This is a genomic window from Oligella sp. HMSC05A10, from assembly GCF_001808335.1.
Classification (GTDB): domain Bacteria; phylum Pseudomonadota; class Gammaproteobacteria; order Burkholderiales; family Burkholderiaceae_B; genus Oligella; species Oligella urethralis.
In genome coordinates this window covers 43,856-68,597 of sequence record NZ_KV792856.1, presented here as the reverse complement: position 1 = coordinate 68,597, position 24,742 = coordinate 43,856, and the positions used below count along the sequence as shown (strand labels likewise).

Sequence of the window (24,742 nt, the reverse complement as noted above, 5' to 3'; positions counted from 1 at the left end):
GATGGCAGTGTGCCAATTATTAAATAGTCTATGCAGCAGAATAACACAAACTACTATCAATCCATACGATCTAAGTTATTGAATCAACGCATGCAACTGAGCGAAGTGGCATATCAAGCACGCTCCAAGGCGCTGAGCGAGCATTTTATGGGTTGGCTTAACAGCTTAGAATACGAGACACAAGCGCAACACGACTTTGATGCCCTAAAGATCCTCCCCGCGCGTCATAAAATACGCCGTCAGGGACTAGTGATTGCCGCTTATTGGCCATTTCGGCAGGAACCTGATATCCGGGCTTTACTAGATGAGCTCTATGCCATGGGGCATGAAATTGTGTTACCCAAAATTGTAGAAAAAAACGCAGCCTTACAGTTCTTTTACTGGGACCCGGGTGCCCCCTTGGTTACGGGTCATTTTGGCATCCTGGAGCCAGAAGCCAAAGAAATCGCCAATACCCCCGATATTGTGTTGTTGCCCATGCTGGGTTATGGGGAACAGGGTGAGCGCTTAGGCTATGGCGGTGGCTACTACGATCGCACCATTGCCGCTTGGGAAGCACAAGAGCAGTCCCCTATACTACTCGGCGCAGTGTGGTCGGATGCGCGTTTACCAAGCGATTATGAGGCATTAGCGCATGATAAATTACTCGATGGTATTGTGACTGAGCGCGAGCTGCGATTTTTTTAATCATGGAATGGCTAAAGCATATTACTCACCTAATCTGCATGGCAAAATTTTTTGAAGTAGATTACATTATTAGAACCAATGATCTTAACTAAGGAGTGAATGCTTTATGAAGCTTTATTATTTACAGGGTTCTTGCTCAGTCGTACCGCACACCGCATTATATTGGCTAGACGCAGATTTCGAGGCATATCAGACACCACGGGACTATTTGAAGTCGCCCGAGTACCTGGCCAAAAATCCGGCTGGCTCAGTGCCTACCTTGGAGGATGGTGATTTTACAATCACGCAAAATATTGCGATTCTCACCTATTTGGATGCAAAGTTTCCTGATGCCGAACTATTTGGTGCAAAAAACAATTTGCAGCAACGAGCTTTAGCATATCGTTGGTTAGCCTATGCGAACTCCGACATACATAAGCAATTTACACCTTTTTTCTCTACCCCAGGCTTTATTGAGGGCGATCAAGCACTGCATGATAGAGTAAAAAAAGCAGCCGAGCAATCCCTAATAAAAAGCTATAAAATTGCCGATGATCACTTAGCCAATCGTGAGTACTTAATCGATCAGATTTGTATTGCGGATATTTACTTATTTGTGACCCTGCGATGGGCCAAATTGGTCAAACTAGATCTCAGCCAATTAGAAAATCTGCAAGCCTACTACGAGCGTGTGGCGCAGTTTGAACCATTACAAAAGGCACTACAAGCTGAGGGCATCAGAGCCTAGTTTGCTAAACACTAAAGCAAACAAAAAACCCCGTTAAAGCATAGCCCATGGCTGATTTTAACGGGGTTTTTATACTATCCATCTTAGTGATGAGATTTGAGATCTCGGTAGCGCTGGATGGCAACCACTTGTGCTTGTAATAAAGCAAGTTCAGCTTCAATTGCTGCCGCCTCTTGTGGCGAAGCAGCGTTTTTAAGCGTTTCTTGGGCTTTCTTACGAGACTCTTCAGCTTTGGCTGCATCTAGTTCCTCTAGACGAACTGCCACATCGGCCAACACAGTCACTGCATAAGGCTGTACCTCTAGAATACCACCAGCAACGAACACCACCTCTTGTGAGTCATCTTCGCGCGTGATTCTAACGGTACCTGGACGAATACGGGTAATCAAAGGGGTGTGACCAGGCAGTACACCTAGCTCACCCGCTTCACCCGGAAGCACGACCATTTTGACCGTGCCCGAGTACAATGACTTTTCCGCACTCACTACATCGAGTTTCAGAACTGCCATGACAATTCCTTATTTAAGGGTTTTGGCTTTTTCGAAAGCTTCGTCAATCGAACCAACCATGTAGAATGCCTGCTCAGGTAGGGCATCACACTCACCAGAAACAATCATCTTGAAACCACGAATCGTTTCAGCTAATGGTACATACTTACCAGGTGAACCGGTAAATACTTCAGCTACGTGGAACGGCTGAGATAGGAAACGCTGAATCTTACGAGCACGTGCAACCACTTGCTTATCTTCAGGCGATAACTCATCCATACCAAGAATCGCAATAATATCGCGTAATTCCTTGTAGCGCTGTAATGTATGCTGTACTGACTGAGCTACATTGTAGTGCTCCTCACCAACGATCTGAGGATCGAGCTGACGGCTGGTTGAGTCTAATGGGTCAACCGCAGGATAAATACCTAAAGAGGCAATATCACGAGACAATACAACAGTAGAGTCTAAGTGCTGGAACGTAGTCGCAGGTGACGGGTCAGTCAAGTCATCCGCTGGTACGTATACCGCTTGAATTGAGGTAATCGAACCGGTCTTAGTTGAGGTAATACGCTCTTGTAGTACACCCATCTCCTCAGCAAGTGTCGGCTGATAACCTACCGCTGAAGGCATACGACCTAGAAGTGCAGATACCTCAGTACCAGCTAGGGTATAACGATAGATGTTATCCACGAAGAATAGGATATCACGACCCTCATCACGGAAACGCTCGGCCATGGTTAGACCAGTCAGCGCCACGCGTAAACGGTTACCTGGTGGTTCGTTCATCTGACCGAATACCATTGCTACTTTATCAAGAACGTTAGACTCTTCCATCTCGTGGTAGAAGTCATTACCCTCACGAGTACGCTCACCAACACCAGCAAATACAGATAAACCAGAGTGCTGCTTAGCGATGTTGTTAATTAATTCCATCATGTTAACGGTTTTACCTACACCGGCACCACCGAACAGACCAACCTTACCACCCTTGGCGAATGGGCAGATTAAGTCAATTACCTTAATCCCAGTTTCTAATAGCTCAACTGATGGAGATAACTCGTCAAACTTAGGTGCAGGCTGGTGAATTACACGTTTTTCGTCGTGCTCAATCGGACCAGCTTCATCAATCGGACGACCCAATACGTCCATAATGCGACCTAAGGTACCCTCACCGACTGGTACAGCAATACCAGAGTGCGTACGCTCAACCGCTAAACCGCGGCTTAAACCGTCACTTGAACCTAAAGCAATGGTACGAACAACACCGTCGCCCAATTGCTGCTGTACTTCTAAAGTTAAGCCTGCTTCAACAAACTTATTGCTGCTATCTTCAGCCACCTTTAATGCCTCGTAAATCTTAGGCATATTGTCGCGCGGGAACTGTACGTCCACTACTGCGCCGATGCACTGAACAATTGTACCGTTACTCATGTTGTATCCTTACCTTTATAACGATTGAAAGTTACTACTTCATTTAACACTCGTATGCTGAGCATTAAACGGCAGCAGCACCCCCCACAATTTCTGAAATTTCTTTTGTAATTGCTGCTTGACGTGTTTTGTTATAGACAAGTTGCAATTCACCAATAACCTTTTTAGCGTTATCCGATGCAGCCTTCATCGCTACCATACGCGCTGACTGCTCTGATGCCATATTTTCCGCAACAAATTGATAGACCAAACTCTCAACATAACGCTGTAGAAGATCATCAATTACGCTGCTAACATTCGGCTCGAAGATGTAATCCCAGCCATGAGAAGATAAACCGCTCTCCCCTTCTTCGAACTTATCATCGTAAGAAGTGGTGTAGGGATCCTCTAGGTTAGACGGCAATGGCAATAAACGAATAAATGCCGGCTCCTGCTTCATCGTATTCACGAAAATTGTTGTCGCTACATAAAGTGCGTCAATCTTGCCCTCTTTATAGTCGTCCAACTGCACTTTTAGTGCACCAATTAGGCTTTCCATATTTGGCACATCACCTAATTGTGTTTGTTGTGAAACGATATTGGCACCTAAACGGCTTAAAAATGATAAGCCCTTTGAGCCCAAAGCGGTTGCCTGAACACCGACATTCTGAGATTTGAACTCTTGCAGACGATTTAAGGCTAAACGCGTAATATTGGTATTTAATCCGCCACAAAGACCCTTGTCCGTTGTAATCAACACTAGACCCACATTTTTTACCTCCTTTCTAGCTTCGAGGTAAGGATTTGAGTAGTCAGATGTTGTCAACATCAAGTGTCTGGCAATATCACGTACTTTTTTGGCATAAGGACGACCGGCACGCATACGATCCTGTGCTTTACGCATCTTGGACGCAGCTACCATCTCCATGGCCTTAGTGATTTTGCTCGTATTTTGTACGCTCAAAATCTTAGTACGGATTTCTTTAATTCCAGCCATATTAAATTCCTATTAGAATTAGACCTCAGTCAGACCTGATTTAGCCCGGTCTGACTGTGCTAAATCACCTTATTAAGCGTAAGACTTTTTGAAAGCTGCGATGGCATCTTTCAGTGCAGCCTCGTCTTCTTTGCTCAACTGCTTAGTTGATTCAATGCGATCAATTAAATCGGCATTGTTAGACTTCAAGTGCTCTTTAAGCGCTTTTTCAAATGGTAGAATTTGTGCAACTTCTACATCGTCTAAATAACCGTTGTTAACCGCAAATAGCGAAACCGCCATTTCCCAAACTTTGTAAGGAGTGTATTGTGGCTGCTTCAATAACTCAACCACACGCTCACCGCGCTCTAGCTGACGACGAGTTGCTTCGTCAAGGTCAGAAGCGAACTGCGCAAAGGCAGCCAACTCACGATACTGTGCCAAGTCAGTACGAATACCGCCTGATAAGCTCTTAATCACCTTAGTTTGAGCTGCACCACCCACACGCGATACCGAAATACCTGCGTTAATTGCAGGACGAATACCAGCGTTAAATAAGTCAGTTTCAAGGAAGATCTGACCGTCAGTAATTGAAATAACGTTGGTTGGTACGAAAGCAGAAACGTCACCCGCTTGAGTTTCAATAATCGGTAAGGCAGTTAATGAACCGGTTTTACCCTTAACCTCACCATTAGTGAATTTTTCTACGTAATCAGCATTTACACGTGCTGCACGCTCAAGTAAACGAGAGTGTAAGTAGAATACGTCACCCGGATAAGCCTCACGACCCGGTGGACGACGTAATAATAACGATACTTGACGATATGCCCAAGCCTGCTTAGTTAAGTCATCATAAACAATTAAGGCATCCTGACCACGGTCACGGAAGTACTCACCCATTGTACAACCAGCATAAGGGGCTAAGTACTGCATAGCAGCGGAGTCAGAGGCGTTAGCAGCTACCACGATGGTGTACTCTAAAGCACCTGTTTCTTCAAGTTTACGAACAATATTGTTTACGGTAGATGCTTTTTGACCAACAGCCACGTATACACAAATTACGTTTTGGCCTTTTTGGTTAATAATGGCATCCACAGCAACCGCTGTTTTACCTACCTGACGGTCACCAATAATTAACTCACGCTGACCGCGACCGATAGGTACCATTGAGTCAATCGCTTTAGAACCTGTTTGTAAAGGCTCAGATACGGATTGACGTGCAATTACGCCCGGAGCAACCTTCTCAATAACGTCTGTTTGAGTCGTGTTAATCGGGCCTTTACCATCAATTGGATTACCTAAGGTGTCAACCACACGGCCACATAATTCTGGACCAACAGGTACCTCAAGAATACGACCAGTTGTTTTAACCAGATCACCCTCGGAAACGCTGGTGTAATCACCTAAAATCACCGCACCAACTGAATCACGCTCTAGGTTTAGCGCCAAACCGAAAACATTGTTGGGAAATTCGAGCATTTCGCCCTGCATCACATCGGATAAACCGTGGATGCGAGTAATACCGTCGGTTACGGATACTACCGTACCCTGCGTACGGACATCGGCAGAAGTACCTAGACCCTCAATTCGGCTCTTTAGTAATTCGCTGATCTCTGACGGATTGAGTTGCATAATCAGACTCCTGAAATCCTATAGTTATGGCGCTTATTCAGCAACCAACTTATCGTGCAAACGTGTAATTTGCGCTTGCACCGAAGTATCTAAAACTTGATCACCCACGATCACTCGTACCCCACCAATTAAGGCTGGATCAACCTTCACCTCGGGTTCTAGAGATACGCTAAATTTTTTTTCAAGACTTGCAAGCAAATCTTTTAATTGTTCTTGAGTTAACTCAAAAGCGCTCGTAATTTGGGCGATCGCCTTGCCATCATGCTTATTTTTAAGTTGAATAAATTGTTCAGCAATCTCTGGCAATACTGCCCAGCGATCGTTTTCCACTACTAATTGAACAAAATTCTTAACATCAGCAGGCATATCAGGCAATAGTGTGTCAAAAATAGCCAAGCTGTCAGCTTCGGTCGCTTTAGGATTTGATAAAAGCTCCTTGACTTCAGCGACAGAAACTATTTCTGACAATTGTTTTACAGCCTTAGCCCAAGTCTCTAATCCGACTTGACTGTCCTTTGCCGCTGCAAATGCAGCGCTTGCGTAAGGACGGGCAATAGTTGAAAGTTCAGCCATAGCAATCCCAAATTAAAGCTGTGCCTTCAGTTGATCGAGCAACTCGGCATGTGTTTTCGCATCCACTTCACGGCGAAGAATCTGCTCAGCACCTTGTACTGCTAATGTTGCAACTTCGTCACGTAACTCATCACGTAAACGTGTAACTTCAAGAACAGCGTCCTGTTTGGCCTGGGCAATGATGCGGGCACGTTCTTGCTCAGCCTCTTCACGAGCGGCTTCAACGATTGAGGCAGCGCGTTTTTCAGCTTCAGCAAATCTTGTTTGATTCTCGGTCTTTGCTGCATTTTCGATTTCGGCGATACGACTCTGGGCTTGAGCTAAATCAGCCTTACCCTTGTCAGCAGCCGCTAGACCATCGGCTATCTTCTGTCGGCGATCGTCAATTGCTTTGATTAGTGGTGGCCAAATAAACTTCATAGTGAACCACACTAATACTAAGAAAACGATTACCTGGAAAAAGAGCGTCGCATTTAAATTCACGGTCGTTTCCCTTTTGCTAATTAAGGTCTTGCACTATGCACTACCTATCCAAAACTATACTGAATTTTTGGATGCAGAGACTGACTCAACAGCCCTGCACCAATCCATCCAGTTCACAAACCATCAAGCGATGGTGTTAAATCTATCGCTTAGACGAATGGGTTAGCAAAAGCGAATAACATAGCAATACCAACGCCGATTAAGTAGGCAGCATCGATAAGGCCGGCTAATAAGAACATTTTGGTTTGCAAAGCGTTCATCAACTCAGGCTGACGAGCAGATGCTTCTAGGTATTTACCACCCATCATACCGATACCTAAACACGCACCGATAGCACCTAAACCAATAATAAATGCGCAAGCAAGAGCTACTAAACCTGCAACTTCCATGACAACTCCTTGTGGTAATGAACCAATAGTTAAAAGATGGATAAATTAATTTATAAAATTAAACAGACTCTGATGAACGAGATGCCACTCAAAATCTGCTACTTAGTTGACTGAAAACATGCACTAAGACCATTTCAGCCAACTAAATTCTAGTGATCTTCATGCGCCTGACCAACGTACACGAGAGTCAACATCATAAAGATAAATGCTTGTAATAAGATAATTAAAATGTGGAAAATCGCCCAAGCTGAACCAGCTAAAATGTGACCGATACCTAAACCGATACTTAAGGCATTAAAACCACTCCATGCCGCACCCATCAGCGCGATCAGCATGAACACTAACTCACCGGCATACATCGTTGCAAAAAGTCGCATACCTAGTGATACGGTTTTAGCAAAGTACTCAATAATATTTAATAGTAAGTTAGCTGGTGCTAATAAAACCTTAGCAACCACACTCTCCGCACCGAAAGGTGCAGTAAATAAACTCTTAATAAAACCGCCTGGATTTTTGATCTTCACACCGTAATATAAAGAAATTAACAACACGGTGATTGACATACCTAAGGTCATGTTGAGGTCAGCCGTCGGTAAAATACGGTGGTAATAAAGTACACCGTGATTCTCAGCCGTACCCGCCAAACCAGTCCATGAGTAGATTGATGGCATCAAATCAATTGGCAATAAATCGAGGGCGTTCATCAAGGTCACCCAGACGAAGATTGTTAGCGCTAATGGCGCAACAAACTTACGCGAAGTGGCATTGTGCACGATACTTTTAGCCTGCTCATCAACCATACCGACCAACATCTCAACGGCCATTTGGAAGCGACCCGGTACACCAGAGGTAGCGTTTTTAGCAGCCTTATACAAGAAGAAAAGACCGATAACGCCTACTAACACAGCCCAGAAAATAGAGTCAAAGTTAATGACACTAAAATCAGCAATCGATTCCTGTGGCTTATTACTAAAATGCTCCAAATGGTGCTGAATGTAATACTGCTGTGGTGATGGTTTAACTAAAGAAGCATCCATTTTGCTCCAATCTCCGTATGAACCACCCTCTTAATCAACATAACTCAATCAAGAGAGTAACAACTAATCAAATCTACTACTCTAGCCTGGCTATCAGAAGCCACCGCCCAAGCGGCTTTGAACTATAGCTTTTTAAAGACTAAAAGTAATACGTATGCCTTTAAAACTACTAATAAGCCAACAAAAAACGCCGGCCATACTAAATTCGTACCAAATACCTTAATGACTAATACCATTAAGATCATCGCAACACCGATTTTAATCGCCTCACCCACTAAAAACATCGTGGCCGTGGCCGGTTTTTGCGATAACAGCCTTAACACCAAGTGCAAGACAAATAAAGCAGTCGGAATCAAATAGGTCATACCGCCTGCAATGATTGATAGCGCCGCCCAACTTGTCGATACAAGCAATGTAATTAGCGTAGCTATCAGCAATGCTACCAGTTGAGCAAGCACTGTATTTAGTAGCCCCCGAACGGCTGCCGCACTCATGCGCCGCCTTTGCTCTGGGGTTAAGCTTATCGCTTCAAATTGCTCCTGATCCATAGCGCCCTAAGTATAACCTTTTTTTTACTACTTGTCACATTCAGTTGATGTGCTAGTTACATATTTTGTTGCAGTGCCGTATCAGCTTAATACGCTGTCAGTTTAAACGCTCAGCGCCTAAGCTTCACAAGCCCATCAGTAAAAATATGTGCAATCATCATGCTGAATAAATCCCTGCTCAGAGCTTGTTTATAATACTAAAGAAGTACTAAACATACGCCACAACGCTTTTGATTTGCAAAACTTTCAAAAAGCTGTCAAGAATTTAAGAACTCATGGATTTTATCAGAACTAAAGGCATTACATAGATGAATAATAAAATGTTTGACGATAAAGTTTTTTATCGCATTACCTCAGATGATTTAAGCGGTCACCGTTTTAAAGTCTCACTGACCATTGCCGAACCTAACCCTGCGGGTCAAATTGTCAGCCTCCCACGTTGGATCCCTGGTAGTTATATGATTCGCGATTTTTCTAAGCATATTGAGACCTTGCGCGCCACGCATAATAACTATCCTTTGAGTATTACCCATCTGGATAATCACACATGGAAAATTGAGGCGGTACGAACTGGTCCGATTCAAATTGACTACACCGTTTACGCTTGGGATTTATCGGTACGTAAGGCGCATCTTGATGAAACGCACGGCTTTTTTAATGGCACCAGTGTCTTTCTTAAAGTCCATGGACAGGAGCATTTACCTTGTTTAGTGGAGATTAAAGCGCCCAAACAAAGTAGTAAATGGCGTGTTTATACCAGTCTACCACCGGCTGAGGGTCACCCTAAAGCGGCAGCACATACGCGCTTTGGTTTTTACCGCGCCAAGGATTATGATGATTTAATCGATCACCCGGTCGAAATGGGTCGCCCTAAGGTCATTAGCTTTGTGGTGGCTGGTATTGTCCACGACATGGTCTTTACTGGTGTTTTACCCAATATTGACTTTGAGCGCATTGCGGCCGATACAGCTAAAATTTGCGAGGCACAAATCCGCCTATTTGAACCTGAGAGCAACACCCCTCCCTTTGGCGATCATGGTGCACGCTATGTTTTCTTAACCACGGTCACCGGCAATGATTATGGTGGTCTTGAGCATCGCAATAGCACTGCCTTAATCTGTTCGCGTAAATCCTTACCGGTCATTGGTCAGAGCGAACAGTCCAAGGAATATCGTGAGTTCTTGGGTTTAGTCAGTCACGAGTACTTCCACAGTTGGAATATAAAACGCATTAAACCTGCGGTATTTGCGCCCTATCGCCTAGATAGAGCCACCCCTACCTCCCTATTATGGATTTTTGAAGGCTTTACCTCCTACTATGATGATTTGATGTTGTTGCGTAGTGGTTTAATCAGCGAGCAACAGTATTTTGACTTAGTAGCAGAGACCATTAGTCGGGTTAACAATGACTCCGGACGGATTAAACAAAGTGTGGCTGAAAGCTCTTTTGATGCGTGGACTAAGTTCTATCAACAGGATGAAAATGCCCGTAACCAGATTGTCAGTTATTACACCAAGGGCTCACTGGTCGCGCTTTGTTTGGACTTATTTATACGTCAAAAGACTGAGCATGAAAAATCACTTGATGATGTGATGCGCTACTTGTGGACACATTTTGGCAAAAACTTCTATTTAGGCAGTCAACTGGGTTTACGTGAGGCGGATGTTCCCGAGGTCCTGCATCAAGCCACTGGCATCAATCAAGATGAACTACTCAATTTCCTTGAACGCTATGTTTATGGCACGAAAAAGCTCCCACTAAAAGCATTGCTCGAGGCCGAAGGGCTTAAACTAACGACGCTCACTAAGAAAAGTAACGCAGCGGTGAGCTTGGATATTCGCACGGCCAATCGTGAGGGTCAATGTATGATCCAAAGTGTAATGCAACATGGCGCGGCACATCAGGGTGGCTTATCGGCCGGTGACGTGCTGGTGGCCATTGATGGCTTACGCGTAAATGCTAGCAATCTGGAAGAGCTTTTAAGTCGCTACCAAAGCAAGCAAAAAGCACTAGTACATGTATTCAGACGTGATGAGTTACGCAGCTTTACGGTGGAATTTAATACCCCACTCTATGCGGAATTTCAGCTTCAACCTAAGAAAGACCGCCTTGCTACCATGGCGCCAACGAACGAGGTTGAGGACACTAGTGAGCAAATGCCTAGCCAAGTCGAAAGCGAGCAATAGCAAAACACTAGCTGCTTCCTAAGCTAAATTTATAAGCAACAAGGGCTTTTCTTTCATCGGCGCACAAGCCGTGATAGAGAAGCCCTAAACTAGACTTTATCGCGATGTGTTGGCACAAACACGACACTGTGGGTTTTTACTGAGTTTAAACTCATGCCAACGGGTATTGCGCCCATCAAACATCAATAAACGCCCCTGCAGGGACTGACCTATTCCCAACAAAAGCTTTAGCGCCTCATGTGCCTGCATCATACCGATACTCCCCACCACCGTGGATAGCACACCTAAAGTAGCGCAGTTATCGGGTTGTAAATTCTCACTGGGATCATATTGACAGGCGTAGCATGGGCTTTTTTCATCCCTAAAATCAAACACCGTCACCTGTCCATCAAAGCGAATTGCTGCCGCTGATACCATGGGTACACGATGCTTGAAACACATGCGATTTAGTTGCTGGCGCGTAGCAAAGTTATCGGTACATTCAAGCACCAAATCGACTTGTTGCATTAGCGCATCGAGCTGCTCATTATTGAGACGCCCATGATGGGGGATAAGCTCCACCTCGGGATTTAGCGCTTGCGCCATCAATTTAGCCGACGCCACTTTAGGCATAGCGATCCGCTCATTGGTGTGCACAATTTGGCGCTGCAGATTGCTTAATTCAACCGTATCATCGTCCACCAAATGAATGGTGCCCACACCGGCGGCTACTAAATACATGAGCGCCGGTGCGCCCAGGCCACCCGCTCCCACCATCAGGATACGGCTATTGATTAAACGCTCTTGGCCCTCAAAACCAAAGCCGTCCAGCATAATATGACGGGCATAGCGTAACAACTGCTCATCATTCAGCTGACTCAAGATACTCTCCAATCAAGTAATTCACTGCTTGCTGCAGCTGATAGTCCTCAGCCGAACCAAAAGTATACATCTCAAGCTCTGAAGCATCGTCTGCCGTCTCAGACTCAATCGCATCAACCTCTTCAACGGTAGTTGTCGCCTCATCTGCAGAGGTACTAGCAGCGGCGGACTCGGCACTCGCCTCAGTGGCTGGCTGCGAACTCACAACTTCCTCATCGCCGACTAAATGGTCTTTTAAGTCTGACTCGCGCGGTACACTGAAAAAATTACCCTTTTCAGTGTCAGTCACCACAATATCCGGCTCAATCCCAGTGGCCTGAATAGAACGGTCCTTAGGAGTGTAATAACGTGCAATGGTCAATTTAACGCCAGTGTCATCACCTAATGCCATCACCACCTGCACAGAGCCTTTACCGAAACTGCGATTACCCATAATCGTGGCGCGCTCATAATCCTGCAAGGCACCCGCTACAATCTCTGAAGCTGAGGCAGAACCAACGTTAATTAGTAGCACCATTGGGATCTTGCGACTCCATGTCGGTAAGTTCTTGAGCGGATCGCGATGATTTAAGCTGTAGTCGCTAGGTACCACACGATAACGTAAATTCACCTCACCACGGCTTTTGGTATAAACAACCAACTTTTCAGGTTCAATAAATGCGCCAGCCACACCTACCGCAGCATTTAATAAGCCACCGGGATCATTACGCAAATCAAGCACCAATGCTTTAGGCTCTACTTTAAAATCATTGAGATGCTTCACCAAATCCTCAACTGTGCGCTCTTGAAACTGAGAAATTCGGACATAAGCAATATCACGCTCAAGCATTTTGCTACGAACACTTTGCACCTTAATTAAATCTCTAACGATCTCAAAATCCAGTATTTCCTCGCCACGACGCACCGTCAACACAATACTTGAACCCGGCTCCCCACGAAGTTTTTTAACCACCTCAGCTAAAGGCATCTCGGTGACAGCCATGCCATCGACCTTAACAATCACATCACCGGGTCGAATACCAGCTTTGGCAGCAGGACTATCCTCAATCGGGGAGATAATTTCAATTTCCTTATTCGCCCTGTCCTCAATCTCGATACCCAAACCACCAAAAGCACCCTCGGTTGCCTCTTGTAAACTAGTAAAGGCCTCTTCGTTAAGATAACTGGAGTGTGGATCTAAACTATCCATCATGCCATTAATGGCCGCCTCGACCAATTTAGAATTTTCCACGGGCTCAACATAACGATTTTTAATAGCGGCAAAGACCGAGGCAAAGCGACGCAACTCCTCATAGGGCAAACGATCGTCTAACTCAGGAATCGCTTCAATCACAGGGACCTGCTCGATCACTTCAAGACTAAGTTGATCCTGCTTTTGCGCCTGCAAGGAATCCGCTCTAGCCACCGAGGCGTAAGCCAGCAAAGCCAATAGACACAGCGCCGAGCCTAATGCCGTAAACTGCTTGGAAAGCGATTGCTTAGAAATAAGGTTAGAAATAGAAAGCATGATGCACCTTTGCTTTTAAAAGCTATTTTGCCAGCATCCGCAGGGGATCAATGGGCTGCGTACCGCGACGAATTTCAAAATATAAAGCCGGCTCCACTTGACCACCGGTTGAACCTGCACGAGCGATGGTTTGACCAGAGCGCACTGTCTGACCAACCTTTAGCGATAAGCTCTGATTGTAGCCATAGACACTCATATAGTCATTACCATGATCGACGATGATTAAATTACCAAAACCGCGCATCCAGTCCGCAAATACCACCGTACCACCCGCAACGGCTTTTACCGGGGCCCCTGCCTTGGCCTGAATCAAAATACCGCGCCAAACCCCACCCGTATCAGGACGGGTACGACCAAATCTACCCTGTATCGTGCCGCGTAAGGGCCAAGGCGCACCTTGGGGAATACCGGCAGTGGTTGAGGCAGCCAGGGCTTTGGCCTTACGTTCATCCTCACGCGCTTGGGCTTCCAAGCGTTGCGCTTCTAAGGCACGCTCTCGTGCTAGCCGCGCCTTGGCCGCTTCGATTTCGGCATTTTCCTGCTGCTGACGGGCTGCGGCTAATTGCTGCTGACTTTGCGCTCGCTGATTCAACATCGCCGTCATCCGACGCTTGGCTTGATCTAAGGCCTCAGGACCTATGGCACGGGCAATATCATTTTCAACGGCGCGAATCTGAATTTCAGTTAAACGCTGCTGTGATAGGGCCTCTTGCTGCTTTTGTTGAGCTTGGGCACGCAAGGCTGCTGCACGTTCAGCCTGCTGTTGTGCGAGCGCAGCCTGCTCTGCTGCACGCTTGGCTTGTGCCTCACGTTCTTGCGCCAACTGCTGCTGATGCGCTAAGGCGCGACGTTGACGCTCTATGGCCGCTTGTTGTGCTAGCTCCCTTTGTTGCGTAATGGTACGACCAAGCTCACCAATAAGACTATCCAAGCGCTGCTGATCGCCTTTAAGACGCCCCTGTTCGGCACGACGACGCTTCAGATCGCTTTCAATCTTAGCCAACTCACCCTGATACTTTTGCTGCTCTTTTTCTAATTCATTTTTACTCGCTAAGCTTTGCTGTGCTAGGCGTTCAATCTTTTGCTGCCGTCCCTTAATCTCGGATTCGGTTTTTTGCAGGCTTAATAACGCCTGGTTTAACTCTTCGACGGCACGCGCCCGAGCTCTAGCCACATAACTTAAATAACCCATATCACGACCGATTTTCTGAGCATCGCCACCGGATAATAGCGCCGACCACGGTGATAAACCAGAAGTGTATTGGGTATAAATCTGCTGCCCTAGATCCTCCTGCCGCTCCGCTAGCAGTATGCGCTGACCATCCGCTTGTCGGCGCAACAAGACGATCTCATGTTCCGTTTCATCCTGCTGCTCTTGTAAGCGATCGAGCTCAGCATTAATGCGCGAGATATTGCGCTCGGATTGACCAAGCCTATCCACCACATCCTTTTTCTCAGTTTCCTGAGACTGAATGGCTTTTTTGATGGAGTCGATCCTTTTCTCCAGCTCGGCACGCTGCCTTTCAGCCGATTTTTGCTGTTGACTTAAATCGCTAAGTGATTGCGATTGTGCTATTGCCACCTTGGCCAAGGCAGAACAGACCAAAAAAAGAGCGGCACAGGCAGCTACTGCTGCTCTGCTCGCTCTTTTTATCTGCTTAGCTCGAATTGAATTACGTGTTATCGGTACCACAGCCATTCATTTAAATATAAACTAAAAATCACTCGGCCTTGTGGTAACTACTTCGCCTTACCCTGAGCGGCCACCTCAGCCATCGCCTTAGCAATTTCCTCTGGATCGCCTAGGTAGTAGTGACGAATTGCCTTAAGATTTTCATCTAACTCATACACTAGCGGCTGACCGGTCGGGATATTTAAATGCACAATATCCTCTTCGGAAATTTCGTCAAATAAGTTAATTAGGGCACGAATGCTATTCCCATGCGCTGTCACCAAAATACGCTTACCGCTCTTAATGGCAGGGGCAATTTCCTCATCCCACAGTGGCTTAACACGCACAATCGTATCTTTGAGGCACTCAGCTGCCGGCAACTCCTCCGCTGGGATCTGCGCATAGCGACTATCAAAGCGTGGGTGACGCTCATCATCCAAAGACAAAGGCTCAGGACCAATCGCAAAAGCACGACGCCAGATGAGCACTTGCTCATCACCGTATTTAGCCGCTGTTTCAGCCTTATTCAGGCCAGTCAGCGCCCCATAATGACGCTCGTTTAAACGCCAACTCGGCGTATAGGGCACATACATCGTATCCATGCTATCTAAGGCAATCCATAGGGTGCGAATGGCACGCTTTAAATAGGAGGTATAGGCCTGATCAAAGACATAACCCTCCCGCTTTAAAAGCTCACCAGCCTGCTTTGCTTGAGCTCGACCCTCCTCCGTCAAATCCACATCCGCCCAACCAGTAAAACGGTTTTCTAGGTTCCACTGACTTTGACCATGGCGCATTAAAACGATTTTATACATAATGATTGCTATCCTTAGATTGATAAATAAAGCGTTTCTATGATTAATTTCATCTATTTTAGCCAACTTAGCTTATTGTGGCTAAGGCTATTTTATAATCGACAAATTAATCTTATTAATATCGCCATTTTGGCAGAGTCAGGTAGCAAACGTGGAATTTATTACTTTTAACAACACTTATTTATTTATTATTGCTGCGCTTTTGTCTGGCGCTGTACTGGCTGTTCAATATAGCCGTGCCGGCAAGGGTCTTTCACCGGCTCAAACCGTCTCCATGACCAATAGCAAAGCGCTGATTATTGATATACGAGACAGCGAGCAGTATCAAGCAGGCACCATCGCTAACGCCATCCATATCCCCATGGATCAACTAAAAGCGCGAGCTGCGACCCTCGCTAAAGACAAAGCTGTGGTCGTGATTGATCAGGATGGACGCCGTGCGCCTGCTGCTGCCAATCTATTAAAAAAAGAGGGTATTGAGGATGTACACTACCTCAGTGGTGGTTTGGTCTCTTGGCTCAAAGAGAATTTACCCTTAAAAAAACCCACTGGCGCTAAAAAGCTCAAATAGTGCTCTCTGAACACTATAATACGCATACACTTTCAACTTATAAGAGGAAACAATGGCTCAAGTTACGATGTACTATAAGGTCACTTGTCCTTACTGCACTCGCGCAGAAAAAATTCTTAAAGAACATCAGGTCACCGATTTAGAAAAGATCAGCATCGACACCAACCGCGAAGCGCGGGCTGAGATGATCGAGCGATCCAACGGTCGCACGACCGTGCCACAAATCTTTATTAACGGCCAGCATATTGGCGGTTGTGATGATTTACAAGCCTTAGAGCGTGAGGGTAAACTAGCCGACTTATTGGCTTAATTTATTCGCTTTTTTAAACCTTTTTATCTTATTGGGATTTATTTATTATGGCCGAAGAGCAAAACACACAAAATCAGGACGCTGCAGCTCAGCAATCGCAACAACCGAGTTTCGGTATGCAAAGATGCTATCTCAAGGATCTATCCCTCGAGATGCCTAATGCGCCACACATTTTCTTAGAGCAAGAGCAACCCGCCGTTGATATCAGCTTAAACATTGGTGCTGAGCGCTTGGCCGAGACGATTTTTGAAGCCACTGTACGTGCTACCATCACCACTAAAATCAATGACAAAGTCTTGTATTTAGTTGAAGGCACCCAAGCCGGCATTTTTGAGATCGCCAATATCCCTGAGGATCAGGTTGACCCGCTACTTGGCATTGTTTGCCCATCCATGATTTTCCCGTACTTACGTGCCAACTTAGCGGATGCCATTAATCGCACAGGCTTACCGTCTATTCATATGGCCGAGGTTAACTTCCAAGCTTTATATGAGCAACGCCTCCAAGAGGCAGCACAGTCTGCAGCCAACGGTGACACGGCGACGGACGACAATCCGACCATTAACTAGGCCCTTACCTCTTAAGCACGTATGCAATTATCTAGTAGCACCCCAAGCAACACGTCTGTCCACACCTTAGTCATCGGTGCAGGTAGCTGGGGCACCGCACTAGCCATTGCCGCCGCACAGACGGGACCGGTACTGCTCTGGTCTCGTCATGCGGAGCAAGCTGAACACATCAATCAGCAAGCTTATAACCCCTCCTATCTACAAGACATCCGGTTACCGGCGTCGCTCCAAGCCACTGCCGATAAAAATACGGCCATTGCTTTTTTACAGCAGGGAATCGGGGCTAATACCTCAGGTTCCGCCTTAATTATTTTTGCTTTGCCCGTCAAGGCAATGCGCCAAGGTATTCAAAGCTGGTTGCCTTTATTCAAAGAGGCTGGCCTTGAGCATGTACCTTATGTTTGGACCTGCAAGGGCTTTGAGGAAGACTCTGCCTTGCTGCCGCACGAAGTGATTGCCGCTGTCGCACCCGACTCTACGCAGCCTAACGGCGTTTTATCAGGTCCCACCTTTGCTAAGGAAGTAGCCCAAGGCCTACCCGTTGCGATGACGGTTGCCAGTCAAAACCGAATCGTGGGTGAGCGGGTGATACAGGCTCTCCACCATAAGCAAACGCGTGTGTATTACAGTAACGATATTATCGGGGTTGAGGTTGGTGGTGCTATGAAAAATGTCATAGCCCTCGCCTGTGGTATCAGCGACGGCTTAGCCCTAGGCAATAATGCGCGCGCTGCACTGATCACCCGCGGTCTCTATGAAATTCGACGTCTTGGTTTAGCCATGGGCGGTCAAGCGGACACCTTTGCCGGCTTAACCGGATTAGGTGATCTCGTACTCACGGCGACAGGTGATTTATCACGTAATCGCCAAGTAGGTCTAGCCCTAGCCAAGGGGCAACGTTTGGATGAGATTCTAGCCACTGGTTTAACTGCTGAAGGCGTGCGTTGTGCACGTGCTGCGCTCGCTCGCGCCAACAGTCTCGGCATCGAAATGCCGATCACTGAGGTAGTCTGCGATATTCTCTTTGATGATCTAAACTCGCTAGAAAGCGTAGCTAAGCTACTCGCCCGTGAAGTTAAGGCAGAAGAGATTTCAACACTGCCCTAACATGGGCGCCAACTGCCAGCATACATAGACAAGCGCTACTTTCTACCAATTGAGCTGATAGCAATATGCGCCACACCGTCACTGTGCAAGCTAGCGCCACGCCAGGCATGACCATTAATCAGCTCAAAGCTCAGATGAATTAAACCATCGTCCTTACGTTGTTGCTCTAAGGCCTGATGCAAACGAGCTAAGGCCGCACGGCTAAGCAATCCGGGCTGTCTACCAATACTAGGATTACCACCCAAAGCACGCACATCGGCTAACAGCTTTTGCGGCGTTTTATAGGTCAGTGTAATCATTTGCTGATCCATGACCGGATCGATAAAGCCACTTTCCATCAGCATATCACCAAAATCATGCATATCCACAAAGGCCATGGTACGGGTCTGCCAGCCCGCCACCTCCAGCGCTTGGCGCAGCTCCGGCAATGTCGCTGGACCGAAACAAGAAAACATTAATAAACCATTAACCTCTAATAGTCGGTACCACTCCTTAAATACCGCCGGTGGATTGGCATGCCAATGAAGTGCCAAATTAGACCAGATAAAATCAAAGCGATTTGGCTCTAAACCACTGGCTGCCAAATCTGCCTCAACAAAGTCCACTAAGCCTGAGGGCACAAACGATTCAGCTGCATTAGCACCTAAAGCAGCCACCCTAGCCAACAACTTTTTAAAGCCTCTAACGCTCTGTTGCTTAGGCATAAAGCGCGCTTTGGCAGCTTCCAAAAATAGGGCTTGATTATCTAAACCGGTGAATTTCGCCTCGGGATAGCGCTTTTGTAAAGCCTCTATCCCATGCCCTAGGCCACAACCCGCATCTAATACTGCCGTAGGCTGCTGCTTAATATACTGCAAACGATCCAGCATCCTCGCTGCCACCTCATCAAGTAAAAAACGCGCCGGTTCAAGCAACTGGCGACGCGCAAATTGCTGTTGTACATGCTGATGATTAATCGCTAAAACGGCTGGGGACTGAGTAGAAGACATAACAAAACTATCTGTAGCGGACAAATTAATCCTATCATACTCTAGCCACCGCAGATGATGTTAAAACGACAAGAAGCCATCGGCTTTTGGCGATGTTTACCCATCTCATGGAGGAGGATGCTATGCGACATCTGAGTGATATTATGACAGCTCAGCTACGGCGACCCAGCGCAGTGTTTAAAAATATTATTCCTTATATTGGTGGGCGTTGCCCTCTGTGTCAGGAGCTCTGCCTTGCTGGCAGCTTTTGTGCCGCATGTAGTGAGGATATTTTGACCGCCAGTGACAGCCATCAGCATCGTTGTCCACGCTGTCATCTTGCGCTTAGGGGCTTAGACTATTGTGAGGCTTGCTATTTATTGAAACCGCGCTATGACAAACTGAGCATTGCCTTTGACTATGTGCAACCCATGAAGTCCTTAGTTTTACGCTATAAAAACTCTGGTCAATTGGCTTTGGCTAAGCCATTTGCCAAGCTTTTACAAGCACGCTTACAGCGGCAAGGCATTACTATCCCACCGGCAACTTTATGTATCCCCCTTCCCGCCAGTAATCAATCCCTTAAAAAAAGGGGTTATAATCCTGCATCAGAAATTGCCAAGGAACTTGCTAGGCTAAATGCATGGCGCATTGACCACCACAGCCTACATCGAGCGCAAGGGCATCACTCTATTGAGCAAAAAGCCTTAGACAGTGTGGGACGACGGCTCAATGTACGTGATCTGTATTATTGTTCAGCACGCCTTGAGGTGCCCTTGGTGATTTTAGTGGACGACATCATGACCAGTGGCGCCACCCTGGATAGTGCGAGCCAAGCTTTAAAAGCCGCCGGCGTTAAGCGGGTGCATGCGATAGTCTTGGCACGTGCTAGTTATTAGTATTTTAAATTCAAATTATTGTGTTTCATATTATCCTTGTTTGCCCCGAAATCCCCGCTAACACCGGCAATATTATCCGGCTAACAGCAAATACCGGCTGCACCTTACACCTCGTCAAGCCCTTTAGTTTTGAGCTCGACGACAAGCGCCTAAAGCGTGCGGGTTTAGATTATCACGAGTGGGCGGAGTTAAAGACACACGATAGTTTAGCGGAAGCCATTGGCACCACCGGCGCTGCCAAGGATCGCTGTTTTGCCCTGTCGAGTAAGGGGCAGCGCAACTTGGGGCAAATCAGCTTTCAGGATGGCGATTGCTTTATTTTCGGTCGTGAAACCGCTGGTTTAAAGCCCGCTGAGTGGGACCTTATCGGCAGAGAGCAATCCATCCGCTTACCCATGGTGAACACCAGTCGCAGCCTTAACTTGGCCAATAGTGTGGCCATTACCGTGTATGAGGCTTGGCGCCAGATAGGCTTCGTGGGCGGTATTTAACAGCAACAGCGCAAGCTTCAAGCGACACTTAGCCCGCCCCTAAGAGCCGTTAGCGCCGCCAGAAATGTGGCGTAAAAATCACAAAAGCGGTTAATAATTCCAAACGGCCCACCAGCATCGCCGCACTACTCACCCACAGCTGAAAATCATTAAAGTGGGCATAGTTACTCATTGGTCCAACCGAACCGATAGCCGGACCAATATTGGCTACCAAGGCCACAGCAGCACTGGAAGCCGAAATAGGGTCGGCGCCACCTAAGGCCAAAAGCGCAAAGACCACCATCAAGGTCATCATATAGAGCGCAAGAAATGTCATCACTGATAACAGCACCGAATCGGACACGACGGTTGTTTTAAAACGCACCGGAAACAGCCCGTGCGGATGCAGGAGCTTTAACATTTCCACCCGAATCCGTCGAAAAACTAATAAGATGCGAATTAACTTGATGCCCCCACCCGTCGAGCCGCCGGACGAAGCAAACGAACCCAGCGCTAACATATACACCGGTATCACAAAGGGCCAAGTCAGATAGTCAACATTCGCAAAACCGGTGGTGGTGGCAACAGACACTGTATTAAAAATACCGTAACGTAACGCTTCAAACCAGGTAGCATAGTTACCATTAAAATAAAGTATGGCACTGATAATCAAGCCACTACCCAATACCAGCTTGAGAAATGGTAGGGCCTCAGGACAATAAGCATACAAGCGTAGGCTGCGGTTACGTAAGACCTTAAAGTGGGTGGCAAAGTTAATCCCAGCAAACAGCATAAAGACCACGGCCACCGCATCCACAGCGACATTATCAATGCTTTGAAAGCTAGCATTAAAGCTAGAAAAACCGCCCAAGGCCATGGTCGAAGCCGCATGACACCAGGCGTCAAACCAGTTTAAGCCGGCAACTCGATAGGCAATCAGGCAAAGCACCGAAGCCACAAAATAGATACCATATAGCGTTTTAGCCGTGCTCGCAATCCGTGGCGTCAAACGCTCATCCTTAAGCGGCCCGGGCATTTCACTCATCATCACCTCACGTCCACCGACATTAAAGAGCGGCAAGATCGCAACGGCTAATAATAAAATCCCCATGCCACCAAACCATAACAGGGAGTGACGCCAGATATTAACCGAGATAGGCAGTCGCTCAACCTCATTAATCACCGAGGCACCGGTAGTGGTTAGACCGGATACGCCTTCAAAAACCGCCTTGGCAATACCAAAATCCTCTTGCAAGAGCTGTTCAGCAAAATAAATCGGCAATGAACCGATAAAGGCCAAGCAGATCCAAGATAAAAAGACCACCAAAATCCCTTCACGCCGGCGTAAGGCACCACGAAAGGGAAAGCACAGTACGGTCAACAACAAACCAAACACAAAAGCACCCACTGCTGGCATCACAAAATAGCGGGCGGCTCCGTCATCAATCAGAATCGACAACACAAATGGGAAAACTAAGGTCAGTGAAAAAGCCATCACGACCATGCCTAATTTATGTAGAGAATTTAGGGTGTGATACATAAAAATTCGCCTACGTCTTCCTATTCCTTTGCAACTGCATCATGCGTGTGCTTACAGCACTAGCGCCGAGACTTGGAAGAGCTTATTGACTTGTTCCATGGTGCGCGGATCGCTTGCATACATAATCACATGATCCTCGTGATTGATGGTTGTGGTAGGCACTGGGATAATCACTCGACCCTCTCGCACAATAGCCGCTACGACAGCGTTTTTAGGCCAACGAATTTCGCCCACGGTGCGGCCCACCAGTTTAGAATTCGACGAGTCGCCCAAGACCTTAAACTCCACCGCCTCAGAGCGCCCTTGGCGTAAGCGGTGTCCGCGCTCAACCGACCCCTGCTTTAAATCACGCATTAAGGCACTAATCGTGGTCCAAATGGGTGATACGGCAATATCAATCGCACTACCGCGAATCAATTCACCGTACGATTGACGGGAAATTAAGGTGAGCACCTTTTCAGCACCGAGACGCTTGGCTAATAAGGAGGCCATGATATTATCCTCATCGGCATTAGTCACTGCCAAAAAAGCATCCATATCCATCACATGCTCATCTAATAACAAGGTCTCATCGGTGCTGTTGCCATGCAGCACGATCACATTTTCTGGCAAGCTACGCGCTAGCTCATGACAACGCTCTTCATTCATCTCAATGATGCGCACATTATAATCGTCATTAGCCAAGAGGCGGGCCAAGCGCTCGCCAATATTACCACCACCGGCAATCATAATATTTCGGACCCGATGCATCCGCTTATGTAATTGCTTAATGGCTTTACGCGCCTCCGCCGTATCCACCGCCAAGACTACCTCGTCATGACGCTCCAAACTGAAGGTACGCTCCAATGGCAATGTCTTTTCCTGCCGGATAACTTCTAGAATACGACCATTGGAGTCCGGCAAATTTAAGTGGTTTTCATTAACCTGCAACTTAAGAAATTGGCTTTTACCACCAACCTTTAAGGTTAATAATGACACTAAGCCATGCGCAAAGTCGACAATTTCCAAGACCTCGGGAAACTCGACTAAGTGAAAGAGATAGTCGGTGATACTTCGTTCGGGGTTAATGATGTGATCCACACCGAACTTTTCTTTGGCAAATTCAAGATGCGTATGATAGTAATGAGTGCGGATGCGAGCAATTCGGCGCGGTATATTAAACACCTCGCGTCCCAAATAACACGCCATCAAGTTAACCGCATCAGAAGCTGAGCAGGCTACCAGTAGGTCAGCGTCATGTGCACCAGCCTCCTCTAGCACTTGCGGTGAACTGGCATCACCATAAACCGTGCGTAAATCAAAGCGCTCCTGCAGCTCGCTCAGGCGCTCACGGTTAATATCCACCACGGTAACGTCGTCTTTGCCACTGACCAAATTTTGCGCCAAGCTGCAACCGACACGGCCCACACCCACAATAAGAATTTTCATAATTAGGCTCTAATCAGCTCGTCATGCGATAACAGGGCGATAACAGAACCGCTATCGCAGGACAGACAGGACTAGTTACCGCTATTGCGCTTACGTGATGTATCGATCCCCAACTGACGCAATTTACGATACAAATGGGTACGCTCCAGACCCGTACTTTCGGAAATGCGGGTCATACTACCATTTTCCTGTACCAAATGATACTCAAAATAAGCACGCTCAAACTCATCTCGTGCTTCGCGCAATGGCAAATCTAAAGAAATGCGTCCCAACATACCTGAACTAATATGATCGTCGGGAGCTATCGCCACTGCTGCCACCGCCGGCGCTGCTGCAGTCGACGGTGTAGCCGGGCTACCACTATCGGCCTGTGGCGCCTCGGTCGTCGTGGCTGCCGGCGCTGCCGGCGCTTCTTTGCGGATCACCGGGCGCGACAAGCAGGACTGTACCGTCTTAAGCAGCTTTTGCATGGTGATAGGCTTTTCTAAAAAGTCCACTGCACCAATACGCGTGGCTTCTACCGCCGTATCAATCGTGGCATGACCACTCATCATCACCACCGGCATATCGAGTAAGCCCTGAGCGCCCCACTCCTTGAGTAAGCTCACCCCATCCGTATCCGGCATCCAGATATCTAATAACACCAAATCTGGGCGATAACGCAAACGCGCAGCGCGAGCTTCGGATGCATTTTCCGCTAGCTCTACCGTGTGACCCTCATCATACAGGATCTCAGACAGTAGCTCGCGAATACCAATTTCATCGTCGACCACCAGAATTTTGGCCATATAAAAATACCTCAACTTTTTTCTGAACCAATCAAGTGCACAAGCATGTGACGGCTTATCGATAGGTCCTAGATTGTTGTAAAAATGTGATTAATCTA

Annotated in this window: 26 protein-coding genes; 9 read left to right on the top strand and 17 right to left on the bottom strand. The window is 46.9% G+C overall.

The window, feature by feature from the left end:
- Nucleotides 1-30: 30 nt before the first annotated feature.
- Nucleotides 31-687, top strand: a complete 657-nt coding sequence (locus HMPREF3144_RS01990) for a 5-formyltetrahydrofolate cyclo-ligase (RefSeq protein WP_081606600.1) — start codon at nucleotides 31-33, stop codon at nucleotides 685-687.
- Nucleotides 688-793: 106 nt separating this feature from the next.
- On the top strand, nucleotides 794-1,414 hold the full coding sequence (locus HMPREF3144_RS01985) for a glutathione S-transferase family protein (RefSeq protein ID WP_070476019.1): 621 nt from the start codon (nucleotides 794-796) through the stop codon (nucleotides 1,412-1,414).
- Between the two features lie 83 nt (nucleotides 1,415-1,497).
- On the opposite strand, the gene HMPREF3144_RS01980 is transcribed toward HMPREF3144_RS01985, so the two are convergent.
- The 9 genes from HMPREF3144_RS01980 to HMPREF3144_RS01940 form a co-directional block, all read right to left on the bottom strand.
- A complete protein-coding gene (locus HMPREF3144_RS01980) occupies nucleotides 1,498-1,923 on the bottom strand; it encodes a F0F1 ATP synthase subunit epsilon (protein ID WP_018026876.1) in 426 nt (141 codons plus the stop codon).
- Between the two features lie 9 nt (nucleotides 1,924-1,932).
- Nucleotides 1,933-3,336, bottom strand: coding sequence for a F0F1 ATP synthase subunit beta (atpD, locus tag HMPREF3144_RS01975; protein WP_018026877.1), 1,404 nt, complete (start codon nucleotides 3,334-3,336; stop codon nucleotides 1,933-1,935).
- 64 nt (nucleotides 3,337-3,400) lie between these two features.
- The gene (gene atpG / locus HMPREF3144_RS01970) at nucleotides 3,401-4,312 is read right to left on the bottom strand and encodes a F0F1 ATP synthase subunit gamma (RefSeq protein WP_036558827.1); all 912 of its coding nucleotides are present in this window, start codon (nucleotides 4,310-4,312) and stop codon (nucleotides 3,401-3,403) included.
- A gap of 72 nt (nucleotides 4,313-4,384) precedes the next feature.
- The gene (gene atpA / locus HMPREF3144_RS01965; protein WP_070476016.1) at nucleotides 4,385-5,923 is read right to left on the bottom strand and encodes a F0F1 ATP synthase subunit alpha; all 1,539 of its coding nucleotides are present in this window, start codon (nucleotides 5,921-5,923) and stop codon (nucleotides 4,385-4,387) included.
- A 33-nt stretch (nucleotides 5,924-5,956) separates the two neighbouring features.
- On the bottom strand, nucleotides 5,957-6,496 hold the full coding sequence (locus tag HMPREF3144_RS01960) for a F0F1 ATP synthase subunit delta (protein WP_018026880.1): 540 nt from the start codon (nucleotides 6,494-6,496) through the stop codon (nucleotides 5,957-5,959).
- A 12-nt stretch (nucleotides 6,497-6,508) separates the two neighbouring features.
- Nucleotides 6,509-6,979 carry a F0F1 ATP synthase subunit B gene (locus tag HMPREF3144_RS01955; RefSeq protein ID WP_018026881.1) on the bottom strand — a complete coding sequence of 157 codons (471 nt, stop codon included), beginning with the start codon at nucleotides 6,977-6,979 and terminating at the stop codon, nucleotides 6,509-6,511.
- Nucleotides 6,980-7,128: 149 nt separating this feature from the next.
- The gene (gene atpE / locus HMPREF3144_RS01950) at nucleotides 7,129-7,368 is read right to left on the bottom strand and encodes a F0F1 ATP synthase subunit C (protein ID WP_018026882.1); all 240 of its coding nucleotides are present in this window, start codon (nucleotides 7,366-7,368) and stop codon (nucleotides 7,129-7,131) included.
- Nucleotides 7,369-7,517: 149 nt separating this feature from the next.
- Entirely contained in the window at nucleotides 7,518-8,405 is an 888-nt protein-coding gene (gene atpB / locus HMPREF3144_RS01945) for a F0F1 ATP synthase subunit A (RefSeq protein ID WP_018026883.1), read from the bottom strand.
- Nucleotides 8,406-8,527: 122 nt separating this feature from the next.
- Entirely contained in the window at nucleotides 8,528-8,953 is a 426-nt protein-coding gene (locus tag HMPREF3144_RS01940; protein ID WP_018026884.1) for an ATP synthase subunit I, read from the bottom strand.
- A gap of 308 nt (nucleotides 8,954-9,261) precedes the next feature.
- On the opposite strand from HMPREF3144_RS01940, the gene HMPREF3144_RS01935 reads away from it, so the two are divergent.
- On the top strand, nucleotides 9,262-11,139 hold the full coding sequence (locus HMPREF3144_RS01935) for a M61 family metallopeptidase (protein ID WP_070476014.1): 1,878 nt from the start codon (nucleotides 9,262-9,264) through the stop codon (nucleotides 11,137-11,139).
- Nucleotides 11,140-11,235: 96 nt separating this feature from the next.
- Here HMPREF3144_RS01935 and HMPREF3144_RS01930 read toward each other — a convergent pair whose 3' ends face one another.
- The 4 genes from HMPREF3144_RS01930 to gpmA are packed head-to-tail and all read right to left on the bottom strand — an operon-like array spanning nucleotide 11,236 to nucleotide 15,994.
- A complete protein-coding gene (locus HMPREF3144_RS01930; protein ID WP_070476073.1) occupies nucleotides 11,236-11,991 on the bottom strand; it encodes a HesA/MoeB/ThiF family protein in 756 nt (251 codons plus the stop codon).
- Complete coding sequence (locus tag HMPREF3144_RS01925) at nucleotides 11,984-13,507, bottom strand: S41 family peptidase (protein ID WP_070476011.1); 1,524 nt, start codon at nucleotides 13,505-13,507, stop codon at nucleotides 11,984-11,986. Before HMPREF3144_RS01925 ends, HMPREF3144_RS01930 begins: the two co-directional genes overlap by 8 nt.
- A 22-nt stretch (nucleotides 13,508-13,529) precedes the next feature.
- On the bottom strand, nucleotides 13,530-15,206 hold the full coding sequence (locus tag HMPREF3144_RS01920) for a murein hydrolase activator EnvC family protein (RefSeq protein WP_083290355.1): 1,677 nt from the start codon (nucleotides 15,204-15,206) through the stop codon (nucleotides 13,530-13,532).
- A 41-nt stretch (nucleotides 15,207-15,247) separates the two neighbouring features.
- The gene (gene gpmA / locus HMPREF3144_RS01915; protein WP_036558840.1) at nucleotides 15,248-15,994 is read right to left on the bottom strand and encodes a 2,3-diphosphoglycerate-dependent phosphoglycerate mutase; all 747 of its coding nucleotides are present in this window, start codon (nucleotides 15,992-15,994) and stop codon (nucleotides 15,248-15,250) included.
- Nucleotides 15,995-16,145: 151 nt separating this feature from the next.
- On the opposite strand from gpmA, the gene HMPREF3144_RS01910 reads away from it, so the two are divergent.
- The 4 genes from HMPREF3144_RS01910 to HMPREF3144_RS01895 are packed head-to-tail and all read left to right on the top strand — an operon-like array spanning nucleotide 16,146 to nucleotide 18,551.
- Entirely contained in the window at nucleotides 16,146-16,565 is a 420-nt protein-coding gene (locus HMPREF3144_RS01910) for a rhodanese-like domain-containing protein (protein ID WP_018026891.1), read from the top strand.
- A gap of 52 nt (nucleotides 16,566-16,617) precedes the next feature.
- Nucleotides 16,618-16,875, top strand: a complete 258-nt coding sequence (gene grxC, locus HMPREF3144_RS01905; RefSeq protein ID WP_018026892.1) for a glutaredoxin 3 — start codon at nucleotides 16,618-16,620, stop codon at nucleotides 16,873-16,875.
- Between the two features lie 47 nt (nucleotides 16,876-16,922).
- The gene (gene secB / locus HMPREF3144_RS01900) at nucleotides 16,923-17,444 is read left to right on the top strand and encodes a protein-export chaperone SecB (protein ID WP_018026893.1); all 522 of its coding nucleotides are present in this window, start codon (nucleotides 16,923-16,925) and stop codon (nucleotides 17,442-17,444) included.
- 21 nt (nucleotides 17,445-17,465) lie between these two features.
- On the top strand, nucleotides 17,466-18,551 hold the full coding sequence (locus HMPREF3144_RS01895; protein WP_070476007.1) for an NAD(P)H-dependent glycerol-3-phosphate dehydrogenase: 1,086 nt from the start codon (nucleotides 17,466-17,468) through the stop codon (nucleotides 18,549-18,551).
- A 35-nt stretch (nucleotides 18,552-18,586) separates the two neighbouring features.
- Here the strand turns inward: HMPREF3144_RS01895 and HMPREF3144_RS01890 are convergent, their stop codons facing one another.
- Complete coding sequence (locus tag HMPREF3144_RS01890) at nucleotides 18,587-19,540, bottom strand: methyltransferase domain-containing protein (RefSeq protein ID WP_070476004.1); 954 nt, start codon at nucleotides 19,538-19,540, stop codon at nucleotides 18,587-18,589.
- Between the two features lie 122 nt (nucleotides 19,541-19,662).
- On the opposite strand from HMPREF3144_RS01890, the gene HMPREF3144_RS01885 reads away from it, so the two are divergent.
- Nucleotides 19,663-20,418: a ComF family protein gene (locus tag HMPREF3144_RS01885; protein WP_102705682.1), complete on the top strand. Its 756-nt coding sequence runs from the start codon at nucleotides 19,663-19,665 to the stop codon at nucleotides 20,416-20,418.
- Between the two features lie 20 nt (nucleotides 20,419-20,438).
- On the top strand, nucleotides 20,439-20,909 hold the full coding sequence (locus HMPREF3144_RS01880; RefSeq protein ID WP_036558846.1) for a tRNA (cytidine(34)-2'-O)-methyltransferase: 471 nt from the start codon (nucleotides 20,439-20,441) through the stop codon (nucleotides 20,907-20,909).
- A gap of 49 nt (nucleotides 20,910-20,958) precedes the next feature.
- Here HMPREF3144_RS01880 and HMPREF3144_RS01875 read toward each other — a convergent pair whose 3' ends face one another.
- The 3 genes from HMPREF3144_RS01875 to HMPREF3144_RS01865 all read right to left on the bottom strand — a co-directional run bounded on the left by HMPREF3144_RS01875 (nucleotide 20,959) and on the right by HMPREF3144_RS01865 (nucleotide 24,644).
- A complete protein-coding gene (locus HMPREF3144_RS01875) occupies nucleotides 20,959-22,428 on the bottom strand; it encodes a TrkH family potassium uptake protein (protein ID WP_018026898.1) in 1,470 nt (489 codons plus the stop codon).
- A gap of 51 nt (nucleotides 22,429-22,479) precedes the next feature.
- On the bottom strand, nucleotides 22,480-23,856 hold the full coding sequence (gene trkA, locus HMPREF3144_RS01870; RefSeq protein WP_036558852.1) for a Trk system potassium transporter TrkA: 1,377 nt from the start codon (nucleotides 23,854-23,856) through the stop codon (nucleotides 22,480-22,482).
- A 71-nt stretch (nucleotides 23,857-23,927) separates the two neighbouring features.
- Nucleotides 23,928-24,644 (bottom strand): response regulator, encoded by a 717-nt coding sequence (locus tag HMPREF3144_RS01865; protein ID WP_070469379.1) that lies wholly within the window; start codon nucleotides 24,642-24,644, stop codon nucleotides 23,928-23,930.
- Nucleotides 24,645-24,742 lie beyond the last annotated feature (98 nt).

Excerpts from the sequence above, each read along its gene's own strand:
- HMPREF3144_RS01990 (WP_081606600.1), top strand. The coding sequence starts at position 31 with ATGCAGCAGAATAACACAAACTACTATCAATCCATACGATCTAAGTTA.
- HMPREF3144_RS01985 (WP_070476019.1), top strand. The coding sequence starts at position 794 with ATGAAGCTTTATTATTTACAGGGTTCTTGCTCAGTCGTACCGCACACC.
- HMPREF3144_RS01980 (WP_018026876.1), bottom strand. The coding sequence starts at position 1,923 with ATGGCAGTTCTGAAACTCGATGTAGTGAGTGCGGAAAAGTCATTGTAC.
- atpD (WP_018026877.1), bottom strand. The coding sequence starts at position 3,336 with ATGAGTAACGGTACAATTGTTCAGTGCATCGGCGCAGTAGTGGACGTA.
- atpG (WP_036558827.1), bottom strand. The coding sequence starts at position 4,312 with ATGGCTGGAATTAAAGAAATCCGTACTAAGATTTTGAGCGTACAAAAT.
- atpA (WP_070476016.1), bottom strand. The coding sequence starts at position 5,923 with ATGCAACTCAATCCGTCAGAGATCAGCGAATTACTAAAGAGCCGAATT.
- HMPREF3144_RS01960 (WP_018026880.1), bottom strand. The coding sequence starts at position 6,496 with ATGGCTGAACTTTCAACTATTGCCCGTCCTTACGCAAGCGCTGCATTT.
- atpE (WP_018026882.1), bottom strand. The coding sequence starts at position 7,368 with ATGGAAGTTGCAGGTTTAGTAGCTCTTGCTTGCGCATTTATTATTGGT.
- atpB (WP_018026883.1), bottom strand. The coding sequence starts at position 8,405 with ATGGATGCTTCTTTAGTTAAACCATCACCACAGCAGTATTACATTCAG.
- HMPREF3144_RS01940 (WP_018026884.1), bottom strand. The coding sequence starts at position 8,953 with ATGGATCAGGAGCAATTTGAAGCGATAAGCTTAACCCCAGAGCAAAGG.
- HMPREF3144_RS01935 (WP_070476014.1), top strand. The coding sequence starts at position 9,262 with ATGAATAATAAAATGTTTGACGATAAAGTTTTTTATCGCATTACCTCA.
- HMPREF3144_RS01925 (WP_070476011.1), bottom strand. The coding sequence starts at position 13,507 with ATGCTTTCTATTTCTAACCTTATTTCTAAGCAATCGCTTTCCAAGCAG.
- HMPREF3144_RS01920 (WP_083290355.1), bottom strand. The coding sequence starts at position 15,206 with ATGGCTGTGGTACCGATAACACGTAATTCAATTCGAGCTAAGCAGATA.
- gpmA (WP_036558840.1), bottom strand. The coding sequence starts at position 15,994 with ATGTATAAAATCGTTTTAATGCGCCATGGTCAAAGTCAGTGGAACCTA.
- grxC (WP_018026892.1), top strand. The coding sequence starts at position 16,618 with ATGGCTCAAGTTACGATGTACTATAAGGTCACTTGTCCTTACTGCACT.
- secB (WP_018026893.1), top strand. The coding sequence starts at position 16,923 with ATGGCCGAAGAGCAAAACACACAAAATCAGGACGCTGCAGCTCAGCAA.
- HMPREF3144_RS01895 (WP_070476007.1), top strand. The coding sequence starts at position 17,466 with ATGCAATTATCTAGTAGCACCCCAAGCAACACGTCTGTCCACACCTTA.
- HMPREF3144_RS01890 (WP_070476004.1), bottom strand. The coding sequence starts at position 19,540 with ATGTCTTCTACTCAGTCCCCAGCCGTTTTAGCGATTAATCATCAGCAT.
- HMPREF3144_RS01885 (WP_102705682.1), top strand. The coding sequence starts at position 19,663 with ATGCGACATCTGAGTGATATTATGACAGCTCAGCTACGGCGACCCAGC.
- HMPREF3144_RS01875 (WP_018026898.1), bottom strand. The coding sequence starts at position 22,428 with ATGTATCACACCCTAAATTCTCTACATAAATTAGGCATGGTCGTGATG.
- trkA (WP_036558852.1), bottom strand. The coding sequence starts at position 23,856 with ATGAAAATTCTTATTGTGGGTGTGGGCCGTGTCGGTTGCAGCTTGGCG.
- HMPREF3144_RS01865 (WP_070469379.1), bottom strand. The coding sequence starts at position 24,644 with ATGGCCAAAATTCTGGTGGTCGACGATGAAATTGGTATTCGCGAGCTA.